Origin of the sequence: uncultured Algoriphagus sp. (assembly GCF_963974835.1) — a bacterium.
Lineage (GTDB): Bacteria > Bacteroidota > Bacteroidia > Cytophagales > Cyclobacteriaceae > Algoriphagus.
This window is the reverse complement of record NZ_CAXBET010000017.1, coordinates 41,032-58,016: the sequence shown is the minus strand read 5'-3', so window position 1 is coordinate 58,016 and position 16,985 is coordinate 41,032. Positions and strand designations below refer to the sequence as shown.

The following is a 16,985-nucleotide window of genomic DNA, read 5'->3' as shown; positions in this document are numbered from 1 at the left end:
TTTCCTCCTTTTACCCAGTATTGATTGTTAAAAGTCCAGTTTTAAACCTAGCGCAAAGGATCGTAAAGGCCTTGCCAGTTGGTAGTCGGGATCCAGTGCATCATCAGAAGCTTTCCAAAGAATCCCCAGGTTATTGCCATAGGTGTACAGTTGGGCAGTGCGGAAGGGCAACCAAGGCATATTCACCTTTGAAAATGAATAGGAAAACCTGACATCATTCAATCGGATATGATCCCCCTTTTCGACCAATGCACCCGAATTTGAATAGAAGGAATTTCTTCTGCTATCTGCAGAAGCTGGAAGTGAAGGGATTTGCGTAAATTCCTCATCACCTGGCTGCTGCCATCGATTATCAAAATCCCCATGGCCGATCTCCCCTCTTAACAAGGTGTAGTAATCGATAGATCTCCTTTTATAGTAATACCCCAGTCGATAGGATATATTGACAGAAAGGCTAAAACCTTTGAAGGAAAAATCATTCCGTATTGCTCCAAAAGAGGTAGGTCTGGCAGAACCATGATATTGTAAGTTCTCGATGGTAGCTGCTCTGCTGAGCTCTCGGTAATCCTCACTGGCTTCTCCGTCCAAAAAACCTCTGGGATTTCCGGTATCAGGAGAAAGACCTGCCCATTCATAGGTATATATCCCATACAAGGGCCTTCCCACCACAGGATATGGAGCTGCCAGGAAGGCAGATCCTAAGAGGTTATTCACAGTAGGCTCTTTCTCAAAATCCAGTACTTCTTCCTTCAAATGGCTGTACAAAACATTGGTGCTCCACTGAAAGGAATTCCGTAACCATTTTACCTGCATGCTGAGATCTACCCCACGGGTCTGGGTCTCTGCAAAATTCCCGGTAAAACTACTTTTACCTGAAGAGGATGGAACGGAATATTCCCCCAACAAATCGCTGGCATGTTTGGAATAATACTCCAGACTGCCTGCAAAAAAGCCATTCTGGGTTTCCCAGTCCAGGGCCAGATTGGTCATTTGAACCTTCTCCCATCTCAAATCAGGATTGGGTGGATTGACCAAGACCGCTGCACGCATCTGAGGAAGCACATCGTAAAACTGAAAATTGACAAACTGGGCTGTCACGTCTGAGGAAAGGCTTTTGTCCACATTTCCACTGTAGCCATAGGTAGCGCGCAATTTCAGGAAGGGCATGTTGGCTCCGGACGCAAACTTCTCCTCCGAAACAATCCATCCTCCTCCCACAGACCATAAAGGAACTCCCCGTTGGTTGCTCTCTACCCCGAAAATATTGGACTGATCCTTTCTGGCACTTAAGGATAGGAAATAGCGGTGAGCATAATCATACCCAATATTTGCATAATAGGATATAAACCTGTCAGTAAATCCCGAGTGGGACTGAGCAGAAAGAATACTCACCTGTGAACCCGGATTATAATACATGGGAAAGCGTGAGATCCAATCCACCGGCACACTGCTTCCCAGATCATCCCGATAGCCATAAAAGCGATCCGAAAACCCCAAGCCCTGACGATCCTTTATTTCTGCTCCTGCCAGAACATTCAGAAAGTTAACCCCACTAAATACCTTAGCGTATGTCATTTGGGGTCTGAAAGTATGGGAAAAAGAGTTGTTTTCGCTGACATCCAAAACATCTCCTATGGGAACCGGATAACTCAGGTTTCCTTGCTCATCTTTCTGTGTATATTTATTGATCAGGTCACGGGTGTAGAAAAGCTCCTGACTGTTACGGTTTCTTCCAGCAGCCTGATTAGACCAATATTGATAATAGACTCCCAGATTCAGGTCAGGGGTAATATTCCATTTCAGATAGGGAGATACCCTGAAGTCATAGGCTTCTGTGCTGTTGTCCAGCTTCCCTATTTCATTCAGCGGAACGTATTTCCAATCCAACAAGCCTTGCCCCTCAACTGATTCGATGTAGCGGGTATTGTAATTCTGGATGATCCCAGTAGGATTACCCGCCTCATCAGTCAGCGATTCATAGGCATAGCCATTGGGAAGAGCCGTTCTGCCACTGGATTGCTGTCGGGCAAAATTCAGGTCCAGCCCTGCTTCCAATTTTCCTTCCAATAATTTCCATTGATTTCCTCCAGCCAAGGTCCAGCGGTTAGAAGGATTTACTACTATATCGGCATCAGACCGGTCATAGCCCAGGGATAAATGATAGCTGTGGACCTTTCCTCCTCCCCTCAGCGATAGTGCGTATTGCTGTGCGACGGAAGGTCTGAGGTAATAGGATTCTATATCCCTGCGGATATCAGACTGTGCATAGCCATTCAGCCTTGCATCTGCTCCTGCTTGGGTGATCTTCCCATCTCTCAGTGCAATAAGCGTTTCCACGACGGGGGAAAGCTTGGGTTTGTTGGCATTGTTTTCAGTAGATCGGTAAAAGTTCTTTTCAAACAATTGCTTTTCAATCCCTATAAAATCCGGAATGGACATCTGGGGCATATAAAACAAATCCCTTGCCTGGCTAATCGTGACATTGGAGTTGAAGCTTACCTGCAGAGGCTGGCTTTCACCTCCCCGATGGGTAGTAATTACAATCACACCGTTTCCGGCACGGGCACCCCAGATGGAAGCTGCAGCCGCATCTTTCAGTACTGTGATGCTGGCCACATCATTGGGGTTGATATTTTCCATAGGTCCATCGTAAGGGAAATTATCCACGATGATCAACGGTTGGGTATTGGAGAAAATGGTACTCCGCCCACGGATGGAAATGGGATCATTGGCAGCCTGTGGTCCTTGGTTGAAAATCAAACCGGAAGTCACATCTCCCAATCTTTCCAACACATTGGCTCCTACTTTTCTTTGCACCAGCTCCTCGTCCAAAAATGCAAAGGAACCTGTAGCCCTTTCCTTAGGGATCTGCTGATATCCGGTGGAAACTACTTCCACAGATGCAAGATCCAGCGATTGAGGGATCAGTTGGATTTCCTGGCGTTCCTCCATGGGCAGGGTGATTTCAATTTCCTGGGATTCCATTCCTATGTAGGAAACCAGCAATGTGTAGGTACCTGCCGGAGCCTGTAAGGAGAATTCACCTGACTCATTACAGATGGCAGAATAGGTCGAATCTGCAAGCTTGACAAAGGCGCCTGGCAAGGGAATGTCGGCATCATCAGATACCCTGCCTTTCAATTCGGTAGTCTGGGAAAATCCCGATTGGCAAATGCTGAACATCAGCAATAAATAGATTATATATCGTTTCATAAATTTACTGATTAGTTGATGAAAGGACGTCTGTTGTATACTCAGAAGCATGTTCCAGACGGTTGATCAGATCCTGCAATTCCATCCGCACAATGGACTGTAGCTGGATGGCACCGTTCTTGGAAATGATCATTTTTTGTGGGTAAGAATAAACTGAATAGGACTGTAAGATTCCGGTATTCAGGGGCACCCAGGTATTCAGGGAACTTTCCGAGGTATATTTTCCTGTGGCTAGACTCCTTTTCCAATTTTCCTTATTGGCATCCCCGTTCACTGTCATGATCAGGATATCCTCCCGTCCTTGGTATCGTTCGCTGAGATCAGCCATGACCCGTTGATGTTCTTCCAGGCAAAACTTACAACCGGAAATCCAGAAATGGATCAATACGGTCTTTCCCTGGATGATAGCAGGATCTAGCTGGCTTCCATCGGGTAAATAAATGCCCTCGGCAGAAAATGGATCCCTGACATTCGCCAATAGGTTTTCAAATCTGGATTTTATCCATTCGGATTGCAGCAAGCGAAGGTTTTTTGAAATGATTCCCGGCAACCTGTTTTCCATTCTGTTGAAATTATCCAGGACGTAAAAGGCAATTACTTCCTCCCTCAGAGGATTGGGTAACTCTCGATAGACCTGCTCAATGGGTGTTTGGGTAGCCTGGGCTTCCATCAGAGAAAACTGGAAGACCGCCTGTGCCAGGAGCGGATGGGAATATTCCTGATCCTGTAAATAAAAGCCATCCACCCATTCCTTGAGTTTTGCCATTTTTGCGGGATCCTGTTGAATGGCAGTCCATGCCAGATCCGCTTTATTGATGGCTGTAAAAAGAAGCTGTCCCTTGATAGCAGCTTCTACCAGATTTAAGCGTTCGGCAGAAAGCAGGGTGCTGTACCTATCCAGTATCCCAATAGCCGGATGTTCCAGCCAGTTGGAGGAGATATACTTTTCCAATTCTTCCCATCCCTCCTCGGCATTGCTGATCAGCTGCATCTGCACGTAGAGGTCTTCCCGTCTGGTTCGGGATTGCTGCCATAGTGTTTCAGACAGGGAATCCGAACGGTAAAACTCCCTGTTGGATGAAAACAGAATGGGATTGGCATTGAACTGATCTTCCTTGAATGCCCTGTCCACTTCGTATTGAAGCCGATAGAAAGCAGCATCAGGACCTCCAAAGAGGAGCACTCCTGCTGCAAGGTCCGCCCGAATTCTTACCCTGTCTTCCGGGAAATAGATCCACTGCCTGATCAGCTTATCCCTGCCGGAATTGACAGAAAAATACCCATGGGTATCTGATTCGGGAAAGGTCGAAGTGAAGACCTGAAACTTCATACTTCCTTCAAACATATTCCCCTCGGCACCCGGAACCATTTTCTTGGTTCCAGGGGTCACGTTCATTCTTTCGCTGATCAGGTGATCCCAAAACCTCAGTGTGAGGGAATCCAGATCCTGACTTTTGGAAAGCTCAAAGTAAAGCGTTCCCTCTCCCAAGCGAGCAGAAGGAACTAAGCCCTCCTGCCCTGGGAAACCAGGCTGATAAACCAAATCAGTGCCTGGAGGTGACTCCGCAACTTTACTTTGTGCTTTTAGTGTGCTTCCGAAAAGACATAGCTGTATCAGGAAGCATGTGAGTATGTGTTTTTGCATGCTTTTAGATGTTTGTTGCTGGGTGACCGATGACGGGAGACGGAAGACGGAAGACGGGAGACGGAAGCAGTGATCAGTAGGCAGTCGCAGTTAACCGTCATTGCGAGGAGGACCGACAGCCTGTCCCGATTTTTTCGGGAAAGCAATCCAGTCTTCAGTGAGCAGTCTCAGTGATCAGAGTCATTTCGAACGGAGCTTGCGAAGAGAGAAATCTCTATTCCTACTTACAGCTCTAGGTTCTACCCTCTTGATACTTGCTACCTGATACTTGATTCTATCTAGACACAAGTCTCCCACCCTGTCCAAACCGACCAACCGCTTGTGGTGAGCCTGTCTAACCAGCAATAATGAATAAGAAATTAACTAAAGTAATGGAGCTGATGATCCGCTGCAGCAGATGATCTCCATCATCGTGTAACGTCACTCCCTGATCTGTGTGGATAGTCCCGACGAAGTATACAAAGCTCAGTCGGAATCAATCAGAGAGAAAAAGTGCCCTGATCCTTAGATCGGATTCTTGGGTTTCAGAGGATACAAGCGATCTACCGCGGCGATGCCGTGGACCTCTGGTAGGTTATAATAGCCCCGAAAGTGATCGGGGGAGCAATGTGACCCAACGCATAAAAGCGCAGACAGATCTTTCTTCCAGAATACTGATCCCAGGAAGCAACTCAATCCAGAAATAATCACCGTCTTTTCCATGATACTTGGGTTATAATTATATCCAAGTTGAGAACTAGCCAAAATAGGCGTGGAACTCAACTCAGCGCCTTAGAGGTACTGCCATACCAAGAACACGGAAAAGTGAGCCCACGCCAAAGGCGTGAGCATTTTCACTTCACTTCTCGTGTCTTTTTTGAAAATTGGCAGTTTCCTAAGACGAGACTATAAAGTGCAAATGCATTCGAAGAATGAATCGAAGAATTCGCTGGCTAGAAAAGAAAACCTTTACTTTTCAAACCTTGATCAATATTACAAAAAATTTAATGTAATACAAGTTTATAATATCGTTTTAGATCTTTTTTATAATGCAATACGATATTTTACTATCTAATCACATCATTTTCCAATTCTTTATATTTGATAAACTTGGCAGTTTTCAAATGGAAAAAAGGGATTTAAACAGAATAAAAGCCGCTTTGGCTGAGAATAAGAAGAAAAATAAAGATCTATCTGAAGATCTAGGCGTTGCTCCTTCTACCGTTTCAAACTGGGTTACCAACACATCTCAACCTTCAATTGAAACTTTATTTGAAATAGCAGATTACTTAAAAGTAGACGTAAGGACACTTTTGGTATCGAACTTAAGGACCTAATTTTTTAGTAATTCCTTTAAAGAACCAAATTTAAAATGTTTTAACAATCAAAAGCAGAGGTATGTGATTACTGAGGAGGGGAAGCGTGTGGCTTCATTGGGAGAAAAATTCCAGAATTTCTTTTTAATCCTCCCAAATAATGCTCAATGAATAATTATAACTTGGCACAAACAAGCAAAATTCATAGAATTTTGGATCTCCATATTCTGGATTATGTCTAAGCCATGTCGACTTCCATATTTCTTGTTTAAGCTCATTCTGTGCATAGACTCTTTTTGAAGTAAACAATTCGTAAGCAACTGAGTCTGTAGGAGGGTGTTTATCGCGTTCGAATTCAAGGAAATATTTCCAATCATAAGATGCTTTAAACCATTTCATTTTGTTGTTTTTGCAATAAATTACGCAAACTGGATGATTTCCTCGTTTAACAAAACGAAGAAGAGCCGCAGTTTTACTCACTTCAAACATATTTGCTAAATGAGTGATTAGTGAAGGATCAAAATAGTATTCTTCACACTCTGAATGAAAAAGATTAGAAGGCATCAAAAACTCAGCAGCAAATTCGTTTGCCTCAGCCTCCTGCGGACCAGCTTGATACCAATTGACTAGATCATACTCAGTGTCAGTAATTATTGGAGACAGATTTTTATGCATTTCAAAATGTCCCAACTCATGGGCAATTGCAAATCTCTTTTTTGTTTGATACTGAATATTTGAATTAATTGTAATAATTGATCTATCTCCGAAAGAAACAATTTCTCCCTCTTTAAATTCCAATGACTTTTCTTCATAATAAGCCCCACGACCCAATACAATTTCTTCAAGCAATAGCTGGGTTGGCATATCTAGTCCACATTCTTCTAATACTGTTTTGGCTTTAAATTCTGCTTTTGTGAATTTGAAGTTCATTTTTTATCCAAATTACTTTTTTCTATAAGTTTCAAATAATGGTACTGGATTAATGTGTTCTTTATATCTGTATCACTTAATTTTTCAAGGTTTCTATTATGCATTGGAATACTGTTTTGGATAATATAGCTTTCGAATGAAAAATTTGCTTTCTCCATAAGCTTATCAACAATTTCAAGAGCCATTTCCTTTAAAGATTGATTTGATTGCATTTCTGTTCGCGTTTTTTCAGCATTTAGCCTTAGCATCATTCTTTTAAAACTCTGTTTCCCTTCAGATTTAACTTTATCCAAGTCAATCCCTTCATCATGCGCATAGATTTTAACGGATTCATCATTTTCACTTATAGCATCTGCATTAGTAAGCATTAGCCTTAGGAAATCAATTTTAGTATATGCATTCTTGTTGCTCATGACTGCTTAGATTTTAGGTCGTATTGCTTTGCCACCCTAGCTTTTATTGTATTTAACCTTCTAACTGCATTATTATATTCCGATTCAGACATTTTAAATTCTTCAATTATCTCTCTTCTTTTCATATCGAAAACAGAAAGCCCTAGAAATACGCTTTCAGCATTTGGGTCCTCATTTACTTCTTGTTCGATTTGCTTCATTATTGTATTATAATCAAGATCATCATCTAAATGTTCCTCCAAAAAAGGGAGGATAGTATCTAAAAAGGCAGATGGATCATCAACTCCCTCATCAGTATATATCGCGAATAAATCTGAAGTTGTCTTATTCTCTGGTGACCTAGCGTCATTTCCAACCAAAGTTTGAATAATATGTACTTTTAAATAATTGACAAGTGATCGTCCAGATGTCAAGTCATATTTTTCAGGAAATCTAAGATATTTTTCCACTGCATCCATTATGTAGTCATGTATTTCCTTACCCTTCAAGAAAGAATCGGATTTACCCTTTCTAAACCATTTTTTCTTTTTAACTAAGAAATCCGTATAAACATAAAGCTTATCATAGATCTTATCAAATTCAGACTCTGTCATTTCTGCAGTAAGCTAGCTCATTAACTATATATGTTATGAAAGTAGTTTTTTTTTCACCTACCTGCAAAAATTAAGTTCTGAGTAACATATAGTAGTAGGGTCTCAAGATCCATTGAAAAAAACTATTATGTCGAAACCATTTAAAATACTGTCAATTGACGGGGGAGGTATTAAAGGCCTCTACTCTGCAAAAATCCTTGAGCATTTGGAACAGCGATATTCATGCTCAACATCAGATCATTTTGATATGATATGCGGAACATCTACTGGTGGGCTTATAGCTCTTGCGCTTTCTTTGAAAATACCTTCTTCAGAGATATGTGAGTTTTATGAAAAATACGGCAATCAAATCTTTCCTCACCGCACAAGACTTGGAGGACTCATTAGGCAAACATTCTGGGGAGGAAAATATTCAGATAAACCTCTAAAAAAAGCTCTCCAAACTATTTTCCAAAACAAGAAAATGGGGGATTGTCATAATCTATTATGCATTCCCAGCTACTCTTTGACTGACGCCAGACCGTGGGTTTTCAAATATGATCATATTGAAGGTCAGCTTGATAGGGATAATAAAGCTTCATGCATTGACGTCGCTCTTGCTACTTCAGCAGCGCCTACTTATTTCCCTTTGGCGGAAATTAGTTGCTATGACAACAAACAATTTATCGATGGTGGTGTGTGGGCAAATAATCCTACTATGGTAGGTGTAATAGAAGCATTGACATATTTTGTTGGCGAGGGGAAAGAATTTGATTCTATTGAGGTGCTTTCAGTAAGTAGTCTAAACAACACTGCCGGTAAATCGATAGGCTTGAATAGACATCGCTCTTTTATAAAATGGAAGGACGACTTATTTGAGACATCCTTAATTGGCCAAAGCATGATCACAGACTACATGATGTCAAAGTTTTGCGAGATGAATCACATCAAAGTCAACTACGTACGTATTCCTTCAGAAAATATATCTGCCGAACAACAACACTTGGTCCAACTTGACATGGCTACAAAAAATGCTATCCGATTCATTAAAGGGAAAGGTAATGATCGGGGGGAAATCGCAAAAAAAGACCCAAAAATAGGATCATTCTTTTTGGAAACTAAAAATTATAAAATTTAACAATATGGCAAATTGCAACTTATTACTCAGCGAATACAATAATATAATCAGGTTATCAGATGAAAGGAGACAACAACTATTAGAAGTTCGTAACAACCTAAGAATTAGGCTAAGACGTGGTTACTCTATTGTATCTGAAGAGCTAGGTCTAAAAAATGAAATAATTCATCAGAGCCAAGGGTCGTTTGTTATGGACACCATTATTTCTCCAATTAGAGGAGATTATGATATCGATGATGGATTATACTTTATTGGTAACTTAGATAGAAAGAACAGACCATCTCCCTCAGATCTCCATAAATTGGTAAAATATGCGCTTGATCGTGGACATGATGACATCGAAAGAGTAATTGATAAATCGACATGCATACGAGTACAATACAAAAGTGGTTTCCATGTAGATATCCCTATTTATTATGCCGATAATGTCGATTGTCCAGAATTAGCCGACGTAAATCGTGGCTGGATTTTGAGCCATCCGATTGAATTTATTGAGTGGTTTGAACAAAAAGTTCAATCAGGGTTCAGAAAAGCATTTATTACTGAATCCAGACTTTTTGATGAGTTTGTACAGTGGACATCAGACATTAGAAAAAATGATCATCAGCTTCGTAGGATTGTCAGGTTTTTAAAGGCTTGGGGAGATCTGCGAAGAGAGGAAATGCCCTGTGGATTAATAATGACCATCCTTGCGGCAAACAATTATTATCCGCACCAACGAGATGATATTTCCATAAAGGAAACTTTAATTAATATCCAAGCTGCATTGCGCAATGACTTCAGGTGCGAACGTCCAACTACTCCTAAAGGAGAAAACCTTTTTGAAGACTATAAAAATAAAGATGCCTTTATGAAATATCTTGGATACTTTATTGACAATGCCAAGAAAGCACTTGAAGAGCCTAACCAAAAATTAGCCTGCAAACATTGGCAAGCAAGCCTGGGAGACCGTTTTCCTTGCAATTCAGCGAAGGATGAGAATATTGGCAATGCAGCTACTGTAAGCTTGGGAATTGGAGGTTCAATTAGGAAACCTTGGTGCTATTAAAATGGATAGTTTAAAGATTTTCGAAAGCCAGATTGGACTTGTCATTGAAAAATATCCGAAACTACACAGGGCAATAACCTCAGAGGGAAAAGTAATCTTAAAAGGAGAACTTGAAATAGTTGATGATTGCGGCAAGTTCTGGGAAGCCTTTGAGGTAGAAATTCATCAAATAATTAAGTATCCACTACAATTCCCCCAGGTTTTTGAAGTAGGTGGAAAAATCCCTAGAATAGCCGATTGGCATATTTATGAAGACACAAAGTCATGCTGCGTTGCTATAGCTCCAGAAGAAAGCATTGCTTGTAAAAAAGGCATCTCTTTGGTCAAGTTTATCGATGACTTTGTATTGCCATATTTTTTTAATCAGGCTTTTCGTCGGGTTGAAGGATATTACAAAAACGGGGAATATTCCCACGGTATTCAGGGGATTTTCGAATTCTATGATGAAACTTTTGAAGCAGGAGGAAATGTAAGAGAGGTAATCCACTTAATGAGAAAAATGGCCTCAACCCACATCAAACCAGGAAGAACTCATGAATGCTTTTGCGGAAGTGGCAGTAAATTCAGGCAATGCCATAGAGATGGATTCAACCAACTTTTTGATTTAGACCGAAGGCTGATTCTAATTCATGCAGATTTAATATTAAAGGTCTGGAATTAATTCGCTTTAATCAGGTGGCTTCCACTTAAATATATATTTCAGACCGAAATCGTGGTTGATAATTGCATAACTAAACAAATAATTAAAAAACCAAAATTCTAATCTAGATAAAATAACAAATACTATATATTTAGAATTGTTAAAATATTTATTTCATCACGCCAACTATTTTATTTTTCCCGGAAACCTTAGCGATTCTCAAATTCAACATGCATTCATTTATAGTAAAACCAAAACCAATACTTAATGAAAGACCTGACTTTTCCTTAAACTGCTCATTTAGCTTTTTTAAAAAACCTTCATCAAAGTAACTTATATCCATCGAAAACAAAATATCATCACACCCTTTCATCAATACTGCTATAGAATTATCTAATTCCAACTCTTCAAAGATGAGATTAATGTTATACTGAATTAAATTATGCAAATATTGAGCTTCCTTATAATCACTATTCAATAATGCCAACTCAATTCTATCACCGGCATTATCCACATCTAATCTAATGTATATTTTTTCACACATTATCCCTAAATTTTTTAGCTTCAAAATACGAATCGACTATATCATTACATAAAAAGGAAACTTCTATTTTCCCATTTGTTTTATGATTGCTCCAATATTTACCTTCTAATCTCCTAGGTTTTGATTCGATCAATCTTAGTTCTGTTGCTCCTTCTTGTAGAACTTTATCATCATCCTGACTTGTTTCTTTCCTATATAAGTAAGCCACATTCTTAAGTCCAGTTTCTTTTTTTAAAGTAAATGTCTCAGAATAGGATGTTCCGATAAAAGAGTCAGTGAAGGTTGTAAAATGAATTCTTAAAAAGCTTTGTCTAATGACAATATAGAACTCTATATCACCAACTTTTTCACCATGTTCATTTCGCCAATCTGATTTCAGAATACCAGACCAAGTGCCATTTAAATTTGGACGATAAAAAATTTTATCTAAGCCCCAAAGCCTCCATCCAAAAGCGAAATAAAATGTCCAAAAAAAAGTCGTAATAGTTAGCCCAAAACTAATCGCTCTAACCCCTTCAGACAAAATAAATTCCTTCTCCAAAAGAACGATTTGTACAACGCCAATGAAAACCGCTAAAGCGATAGAAATAGTTACAATAAGATTAAGCTCTTCTTTTTTCATTTATTTCGTTATACTACCTTGAAAATTTAAGAAATTTGTTGTCTAGCAATAATTCAAACTATTCTTTACAAAAAATTATACAGAAATAAGATTTTTATAATCATACTTCTCATAATCATTTATTCTCTCATTACTTAATTTAATAATTTCATTTTTTAATTGAATTCTGAACCAATACTCTGGCTTAGTATGAGAAAAAGAACTAATTTTAAGTACAACTTCAGAGTTCAATTTTCTTCCGCCAGTTAAATATTTGTGAAAATTACTATCTTTCATTCCAAAATAATTAGCTAACTCCTTTTTTGTAATATCCAATGCCTTCAAGTACATTTTAACAAAATCTAAAACATCTAACATTTCATTTTCCTTAATATCATCCATCTCAATATAATCTTCAATTTTATATTGAATAGAAAGTAGTTTATTTCTAATTTTCCTTTCATTAGATTGAGTATCAGAATGACTCTTGATGAATTGTTCAATTCTCTCAAGCTTTGCACCATTCCAAATGTCCTTTGGTTTTATTTCAGTATTTTTCATGATTCCTGTCTAATTAAATATTCATTGATAAGCTTTTCACTTCCTTCAGGTAGAATAATCATAGTTGTAGATTTTTCTAATCTTACTGCATAATATTTGTCGGAGTATACTTTCATAAGCTTTATCTCATCTTCCTTTTTTTCCTCAATTACATCAAGTGCCAAATACCCTTCCTTTCCTTTTATAAAACTCAACCTACAAGCAAATGCAATCAAACAGCCTGCAACCCAATCATGCTTTCTATCTGGATCCCTATTATGTGGGGCTAATTCTACATATGCCATGTATGACTGGCCCTCACCTTTGTGGTGGACGATCAAGCAGCCCTCAATTATATTTGGAGTAAGCTGCTTCACTAAGACATAAGTTTCGTAGCCAGTTGATTTTGAATGCCTTCTAAAGTTGAACCTCCATCCATCTGTTATCGAGGGTAGCGTAGTATCACCTTTTCTTACAATCTCAATTTTTGAATCAAGTTCATCCTTTGTTTTAACCTCTAAGACCTTAACGTTCATCTTACATCATTTGAATACAAAGATACGAAAAATATACAAAACGTATATTTCTTGTTAGAAATCAACGCTAAATTCTCATTCTTTTTTATTGGAGCCCCCCGCTAAGTGTATTCACGATGCTTATGTGACTGGGTAGGTTTTGTGGCTCATAACTCATGACCTTATACTCGACCCTGAAGAAAGCTTTTAGCTATTGAATTCCTTCTCAATTTCCACCAACATTTCTTCAAGTTCATTGATTTGCTTTTCAAGGCTATCAAGAAAAATTTCCGCATCGTCATTCCCGAAAAGAGTCTTTTCCGTCCACCATTGATCGAATCGGAGAATGATATAGTCTATCATTCTAAATGCATCTGATATACCGCTAGGCAGGTTTTCATTAAATCTTAAATTTAACTCCTCGCGTATCTCATCAATAGCAACTTTCGCTCCTGAAATACCCCATTCACCCTGAAAAGTTCTATCCTCATCTCTGATACCACGAAAAATGAACTCAATATTTCTGTCTAAACCAACTATCATTTCTTTTAGTGATTTATTTTTATGTTCTCTTTTTTGCATTTCAATCTTTTTTGATATATCGTCTTTGATTGTTTGCAGGACTGTGTTTGCAAATTCAGACTGTTTGGATATAAATGAGTTAATATCAACTTTTACGGCCCTAAAAGTTGGTGTATACCCTGCATATGTAAATCTATCTTTTGAAATTGGACCTTTTGCGATAAAATAAAATTCTGTGTTTTTTCTATTTGTAGGATGCCCCGCAATGTCGTTTCTGACTTCTCTGATATCTTTGTCAAAGGAAAATAAATCAAAGAAGTTTGTTTGGTTTATTTTGTTATTTACAATGCACTTATATAAATGATATAGTCCATCCTGTTGGAGAAAAAAAGCTTGAAGTAGTCCATAAATCAACAATGTACTTCTTCCCTTTTTTCCATTTGATTTAGCATTTTTATATTCTTCAATTGCTATTTGACTATCTTCAATTAGGTCGATTGAAGTAAATGTCTGGTTATAATTTAATTCGTCTGGTATGTTATAGAAATAATGATACAATGGCTCGTGGATTGCCTTGTTTAAAGTACTGCATAATTCTATAATACCATTTTCCATTTCTATTTTTATTCATCCTTATTAAAATGCAACAAATCGGGTCAGGTAAGAGAATTGCGCTCTCACCTTCCCACAAAACCGTGCGTCAGACTCTCCACGAAGCATATCTAATTCCAAGTTACTGATTTTGATGCTGCGCATAGTGATTTTTAACCTCGTTTCGGCGGTAATGGTGGCCTTGGAGGATTAGGCCGAGGAACAGATGGTGGTGAACCCTTCACCCTTCTAGGTGCTGGAGGCGGTGGTGGTGGTGGTTTCTGCGACATATTTCTATTCATTTCAAGTACCCCATTGTTCCAAGTATTATTAGCAAAACTAAATCTATAAAAAGAAAAGTTCGAGTAAGATAATAAGAGTCAGCTCTTTTATCATTTATTTCTTGATTAACTTGCGAAGTATTTATATAGTACATTTTTAAATTTGCTGTGAAATTCTTGCACGTCATAATTTTAGCATCTTTTCTTTTGTTTTTATATTTCTTTTTTTTGCTATACTTATAATAATACTTATACAATTCTAATTCGTGATTTTGTAATTCTCCCGTATATGGCAAGTATTCATATTTTCTCGTAAATCCGTGGAACATTATCCCTAAAAAACAAATTGTAATAATAGTTGATAAAGAAAATAGACCAAAGATTATTGAAAAAAACCAATCTGACTCCAAGCAAAAATTATTAATCCCTATTGGAAAATATTTGTTTAAAGAATATAGTGATGCTCCAACGAAAATTACTAATAAAGTGGTAGGGTATTGAATTAATCTATCGTAGAATTTTCTCCTTTCGTGTTCAAAGTAATATTGATTTTGATAAAACTCAATATTTTTAAATTCATTTTCTGTCATTATTGATTTTTCTTTTCTTTCAGGGAATCTAGGCCATCCAGAACAATTGGTTAAGACAATCCGAATCTAAAACAAGAATTGAGAATTTTTATGATCAGCTATTGAATCTTTTCAATACATGCGATAAATCTCTTTCAACTGCAAGCAATACAGTTTCTTTATCTGAACTTTCAAGTTTATCAAAGTATGGGGCTTCTCCAATCTCATACTCCTGATCAGCTGCTTTCATGACTGTGTTCATATCAAAAAGGCCATCTTGTTCAGGTTCAAGTGGAAAAGATTTATTAACTGAGCCTGTCATTCGGCGCATGATATTGCAAAAAACCTTGCTAATTAAAACCTCTTGTAAATCTAACTTATTCATTATTAATGGATTTAGTAAATATTTGGGTAATTCAAAAGGCGATTGATGGTTTCTGGATTTATGCCCAGAAGGGTGTTATAAAAGTTGGTCTAGTCTACCTTCCTCATCCTTACCTTCTCCTTTAGGAGAAGGCGATTGGCTCTGCTCCAAATGGGCTAAGAATAAGACGTAGGTTGGCCTTACTCAATAACTAAAAGACATCTGTAAGAAATGGTTTTTCGGACACAAAAAAAATACCCTGTACAGGGTATTTTTCACTAGTCTTACCTTACTTTATTTTCCCTGCTTATGCTTATGTGGCTTAAGGGACGGTGTGTTTCCAGGAGTATCTTTATTATCCCGTTGGCGCTTGTCTGGTTGTCCGGTTGAATCTGCAATTCTCTTTGGACCTGGTTTGATTCCATTTCTAGTTTCCATGTTTGTGTGGTTTTGATTAAACATGTAGTGAATCTAACCTAAAAAATGATAGAACCTCCTAATTTACAAGACTTTGGACAGAAAGTGTCGGGATATTTAACAATGATAAAACAAATCCCATTAACTAGTCAATAAGCTCCGACTGGGTGTAGTCAAAAGGCCATGGTTACTGGGTGTAATTTGCAATTCCACCCTTGTATCCTTACCAATTTATAATTTGCCTTCTCCGTTTTTACCCTCCGCGTCACACCTTATTAAAGTCACCAATTATCCTGCTTGTATTGTTCCCATAGTCCATCTGAAACAGGTTGTGCAAATTTTGTTTTTGGATCCATGGAAATAATCATAAATCCAATAACCCCGTCTTCGGTCTTCCATCCAGGAAGCCAAAGGAAGTATGTCTACTGGCATCATTGCCGACAATAATATAATTTATTAACTAGCTCAGCAAGATTTTATTAAAGACTAATTATTCATACCTGGGGCAGACATCATTTTTGAAAGTTTGATAAGTCAAAAAATTTCCGCCGTCAAGACTAGCAGAAAATTCATTTAGGACTCCTAGGGGATTTGCCGGGAGAATTAACCACTCACTATCTCTTTTAGCATTTGCTTTTGATTTTTCATATCCATCGAATTGGGACAAGTATTGGCCAACATCTATTAGCATAACTCTACAATAATTTAGATGTTGAAACATTAGTAAAGTTGGCTGATAAATTCCAGAATAAGCACCTTTGCAAATTTCACTTAGAGTCATCTGTACCGTTTCAATTTTCAGAATTGCAAAATCCCAAACACTATCATTTCCAAAATAATCTTCAGAATAACTATTTTTCCTTTGTTCCATTTCATCTGGTTCACAACCAATTCCAAATCTAAGTGCTACGTTTAGATTTGATGAAAACGATAAGAAATGTGTTGTATTCCAGCCTTTTGAGACATGACGGTCAACTAAATCTACAATTGGACTTTCCGTTATCTTTCTACCCTCTCCACCTTTAATGAGGTTAGTTTGAAGTTGATAATGATGAAGAGTATGTCTTAAATATCTTGTTCCCTTTGGATCACTATCGCCTCTATATAAATCTGGAATCATGTTTGGGATAGAATAATTATCTTAACA

The 16,985-nt window shown here is 38.2% G+C and carries 18 protein-coding genes; 4 read left to right on the top strand and 14 right to left on the bottom strand.

What is annotated here, in order from left to right; translation table 11 throughout:
* Positions 1–27 precede the first annotated feature (27 nt).
* The gene (locus AACZ73_RS20985; protein WP_339880804.1) at positions 28–3,213 is read right to left on the bottom strand and encodes a SusC/RagA family TonB-linked outer membrane protein; all 3,186 of its coding nucleotides are present in this window, start codon (positions 3,211–3,213) and stop codon (positions 28–30) included.
* A 4-nt stretch (positions 3,214–3,217) separates the two neighbouring features.
* Positions 3,218–4,858: a TlpA disulfide reductase family protein gene (locus AACZ73_RS20980; RefSeq protein ID WP_339880803.1), complete on the bottom strand. Its 1,641-nt coding sequence runs from the start codon at positions 4,856–4,858 to the stop codon at positions 3,218–3,220.
* 1,103 nt (positions 4,859–5,961) lie between these two features.
* Between AACZ73_RS20980 and AACZ73_RS20975 the strand changes: the two genes are divergently transcribed.
* Positions 5,962–6,174: a helix-turn-helix transcriptional regulator gene (locus tag AACZ73_RS20975; RefSeq protein ID WP_339880802.1), complete on the top strand. Its 213-nt coding sequence runs from the start codon at positions 5,962–5,964 to the stop codon at positions 6,172–6,174.
* Between the two features lie 123 nt (positions 6,175–6,297).
* Here AACZ73_RS20975 and AACZ73_RS20970 read toward each other — a convergent pair whose 3' ends face one another.
* From AACZ73_RS20970 to AACZ73_RS20960, 3 genes are read right to left on the bottom strand one after another with little or no spacing between them, the layout of a single operon-like run.
* Positions 6,298–7,083, bottom strand: coding sequence for an ImmA/IrrE family metallo-endopeptidase (locus AACZ73_RS20970; RefSeq protein ID WP_339880801.1), 786 nt, complete (start codon positions 7,081–7,083; stop codon positions 6,298–6,300).
* Entirely contained in the window at positions 7,080–7,496 is a 417-nt protein-coding gene (locus tag AACZ73_RS20965; RefSeq protein WP_339880800.1) for a hypothetical protein, read from the bottom strand. Before AACZ73_RS20965 ends, AACZ73_RS20970 begins: the two co-directional genes overlap by 4 nt.
* On the bottom strand, positions 7,493–8,089 hold the full coding sequence (locus AACZ73_RS20960; RefSeq protein WP_339880799.1) for a hypothetical protein: 597 nt from the start codon (positions 8,087–8,089) through the stop codon (positions 7,493–7,495). The genes AACZ73_RS20965 and AACZ73_RS20960 overlap by 4 nt, the downstream gene beginning before the upstream one ends.
* Before the next feature lie 127 nt (positions 8,090–8,216).
* Between AACZ73_RS20960 and AACZ73_RS20955 the strand changes: the two genes are divergently transcribed.
* The 3 genes from AACZ73_RS20955 to AACZ73_RS20945 are packed head-to-tail and all read left to right on the top strand — an operon-like array spanning position 8,217 to position 10,915.
* Positions 8,217–9,206 carry a CBASS cGAMP-activated phospholipase gene (locus tag AACZ73_RS20955; RefSeq protein WP_339880798.1) on the top strand — a complete coding sequence of 330 codons (990 nt, stop codon included), beginning with the start codon at positions 8,217–8,219 and terminating at the stop codon, positions 9,204–9,206.
* Between the two features lie 4 nt (positions 9,207–9,210).
* Positions 9,211–10,254 (top strand): CBASS cGAMP synthase, encoded by a 1,044-nt coding sequence (locus AACZ73_RS20950; RefSeq protein ID WP_339880797.1) that lies wholly within the window; start codon positions 9,211–9,213, stop codon positions 10,252–10,254.
* Between the two features lies 1 nt (position 10,255).
* Positions 10,256–10,915 (top strand): hypothetical protein, encoded by a 660-nt coding sequence (locus AACZ73_RS20945; RefSeq protein WP_339880796.1) that lies wholly within the window; start codon positions 10,256–10,258, stop codon positions 10,913–10,915.
* 148 nt (positions 10,916–11,063) lie between these two features.
* Here the strand turns inward: AACZ73_RS20945 and AACZ73_RS20940 are convergent, their stop codons facing one another.
* The 9 genes from AACZ73_RS20940 to AACZ73_RS20900 all read right to left on the bottom strand — a co-directional run bounded on the left by AACZ73_RS20940 (position 11,064) and on the right by AACZ73_RS20900 (position 16,958).
* Entirely contained in the window at positions 11,064–11,438 is a 375-nt protein-coding gene (locus AACZ73_RS20940) for a mCpol domain-containing protein (protein WP_339880795.1), read from the bottom strand.
* A complete protein-coding gene (locus tag AACZ73_RS20935; protein WP_339880794.1) occupies positions 11,431–12,060 on the bottom strand; it encodes a hypothetical protein in 630 nt (209 codons plus the stop codon). Before AACZ73_RS20935 ends, AACZ73_RS20940 begins: the two co-directional genes overlap by 8 nt.
* Before the next feature lie 75 nt (positions 12,061–12,135).
* Positions 12,136–12,600, bottom strand: a complete 465-nt coding sequence (locus AACZ73_RS20930) for a hypothetical protein (RefSeq protein WP_339880793.1) — start codon at positions 12,598–12,600, stop codon at positions 12,136–12,138.
* On the bottom strand, positions 12,597–13,115 hold the full coding sequence (locus tag AACZ73_RS20925) for a hypothetical protein (RefSeq protein ID WP_339880792.1): 519 nt from the start codon (positions 13,113–13,115) through the stop codon (positions 12,597–12,599). Before AACZ73_RS20925 ends, AACZ73_RS20930 begins: the two co-directional genes overlap by 4 nt.
* Positions 13,116–13,301: 186 nt before the next feature.
* Complete coding sequence (locus tag AACZ73_RS20920) at positions 13,302–14,231, bottom strand: hypothetical protein (protein WP_339880791.1); 930 nt, start codon at positions 14,229–14,231, stop codon at positions 13,302–13,304.
* Between the two features lie 274 nt (positions 14,232–14,505).
* Entirely contained in the window at positions 14,506–15,078 is a 573-nt protein-coding gene (locus AACZ73_RS20915; protein ID WP_339880790.1) for a hypothetical protein, read from the bottom strand.
* Between the two features lie 94 nt (positions 15,079–15,172).
* Complete coding sequence (locus tag AACZ73_RS20910; RefSeq protein WP_339880789.1) at positions 15,173–15,442, bottom strand: hypothetical protein; 270 nt, start codon at positions 15,440–15,442, stop codon at positions 15,173–15,175.
* 273 nt (positions 15,443–15,715) lie between these two features.
* On the bottom strand, positions 15,716–15,859 hold the full coding sequence (locus tag AACZ73_RS20905) for a hypothetical protein (protein WP_339880788.1): 144 nt from the start codon (positions 15,857–15,859) through the stop codon (positions 15,716–15,718).
* Positions 15,860–16,328: 469 nt separating this feature from the next.
* Positions 16,329–16,958, bottom strand: coding sequence for a hypothetical protein (locus AACZ73_RS20900; protein WP_339880787.1), 630 nt, complete (start codon positions 16,956–16,958; stop codon positions 16,329–16,331).
* Positions 16,959–16,985: the final 27 nt, after the last annotated feature.

Bases quoted from the DNA above. Each gene is read 5' to 3' on its own strand.
- AACZ73_RS20985 (WP_339880804.1), bottom strand. From the start codon at position 3,213: ATGAAACGATATATAATCTATTTATTGCTGATGTTCAGCATTTGCCAA.
- AACZ73_RS20980 (WP_339880803.1), bottom strand. From the start codon at position 4,858: ATGCAAAAACACATACTCACATGCTTCCTGATACAGCTATGTCTTTTC.
- AACZ73_RS20975 (WP_339880802.1), top strand. From the start codon at position 5,962: ATGGAAAAAAGGGATTTAAACAGAATAAAAGCCGCTTTGGCTGAGAAT.
- AACZ73_RS20970 (WP_339880801.1), bottom strand. From the start codon at position 7,083: ATGAACTTCAAATTCACAAAAGCAGAATTTAAAGCCAAAACAGTATTA.
- AACZ73_RS20965 (WP_339880800.1), bottom strand. From the start codon at position 7,496: ATGAGCAACAAGAATGCATATACTAAAATTGATTTCCTAAGGCTAATG.
- AACZ73_RS20960 (WP_339880799.1), bottom strand. From the start codon at position 8,089: ATGACAGAGTCTGAATTTGATAAGATCTATGATAAGCTTTATGTTTAT.
- AACZ73_RS20955 (WP_339880798.1), top strand. From the start codon at position 8,217: ATGTCGAAACCATTTAAAATACTGTCAATTGACGGGGGAGGTATTAAA.
- AACZ73_RS20950 (WP_339880797.1), top strand. From the start codon at position 9,211: ATGGCAAATTGCAACTTATTACTCAGCGAATACAATAATATAATCAGG.
- AACZ73_RS20945 (WP_339880796.1), top strand. From the start codon at position 10,256: ATGGATAGTTTAAAGATTTTCGAAAGCCAGATTGGACTTGTCATTGAA.
- AACZ73_RS20940 (WP_339880795.1), bottom strand. From the start codon at position 11,438: ATGTGTGAAAAAATATACATTAGATTAGATGTGGATAATGCCGGTGAT.
- AACZ73_RS20935 (WP_339880794.1), bottom strand. From the start codon at position 12,060: ATGAAAAAAGAAGAGCTTAATCTTATTGTAACTATTTCTATCGCTTTA.
- AACZ73_RS20930 (WP_339880793.1), bottom strand. From the start codon at position 12,600: ATGAAAAATACTGAAATAAAACCAAAGGACATTTGGAATGGTGCAAAG.
- AACZ73_RS20925 (WP_339880792.1), bottom strand. From the start codon at position 13,115: ATGAACGTTAAGGTCTTAGAGGTTAAAACAAAGGATGAACTTGATTCA.
- AACZ73_RS20920 (WP_339880791.1), bottom strand. From the start codon at position 14,231: ATGGAAAATGGTATTATAGAATTATGCAGTACTTTAAACAAGGCAATC.
- AACZ73_RS20915 (WP_339880790.1), bottom strand. From the start codon at position 15,078: ATGACAGAAAATGAATTTAAAAATATTGAGTTTTATCAAAATCAATAT.
- AACZ73_RS20910 (WP_339880789.1), bottom strand. From the start codon at position 15,442: ATGAATAAGTTAGATTTACAAGAGGTTTTAATTAGCAAGGTTTTTTGC.
- AACZ73_RS20905 (WP_339880788.1), bottom strand. From the start codon at position 15,859: ATGGAAACTAGAAATGGAATCAAACCAGGTCCAAAGAGAATTGCAGAT.
- AACZ73_RS20900 (WP_339880787.1), bottom strand. From the start codon at position 16,958: ATGATTCCAGATTTATATAGAGGCGATAGTGATCCAAAGGGAACAAGA.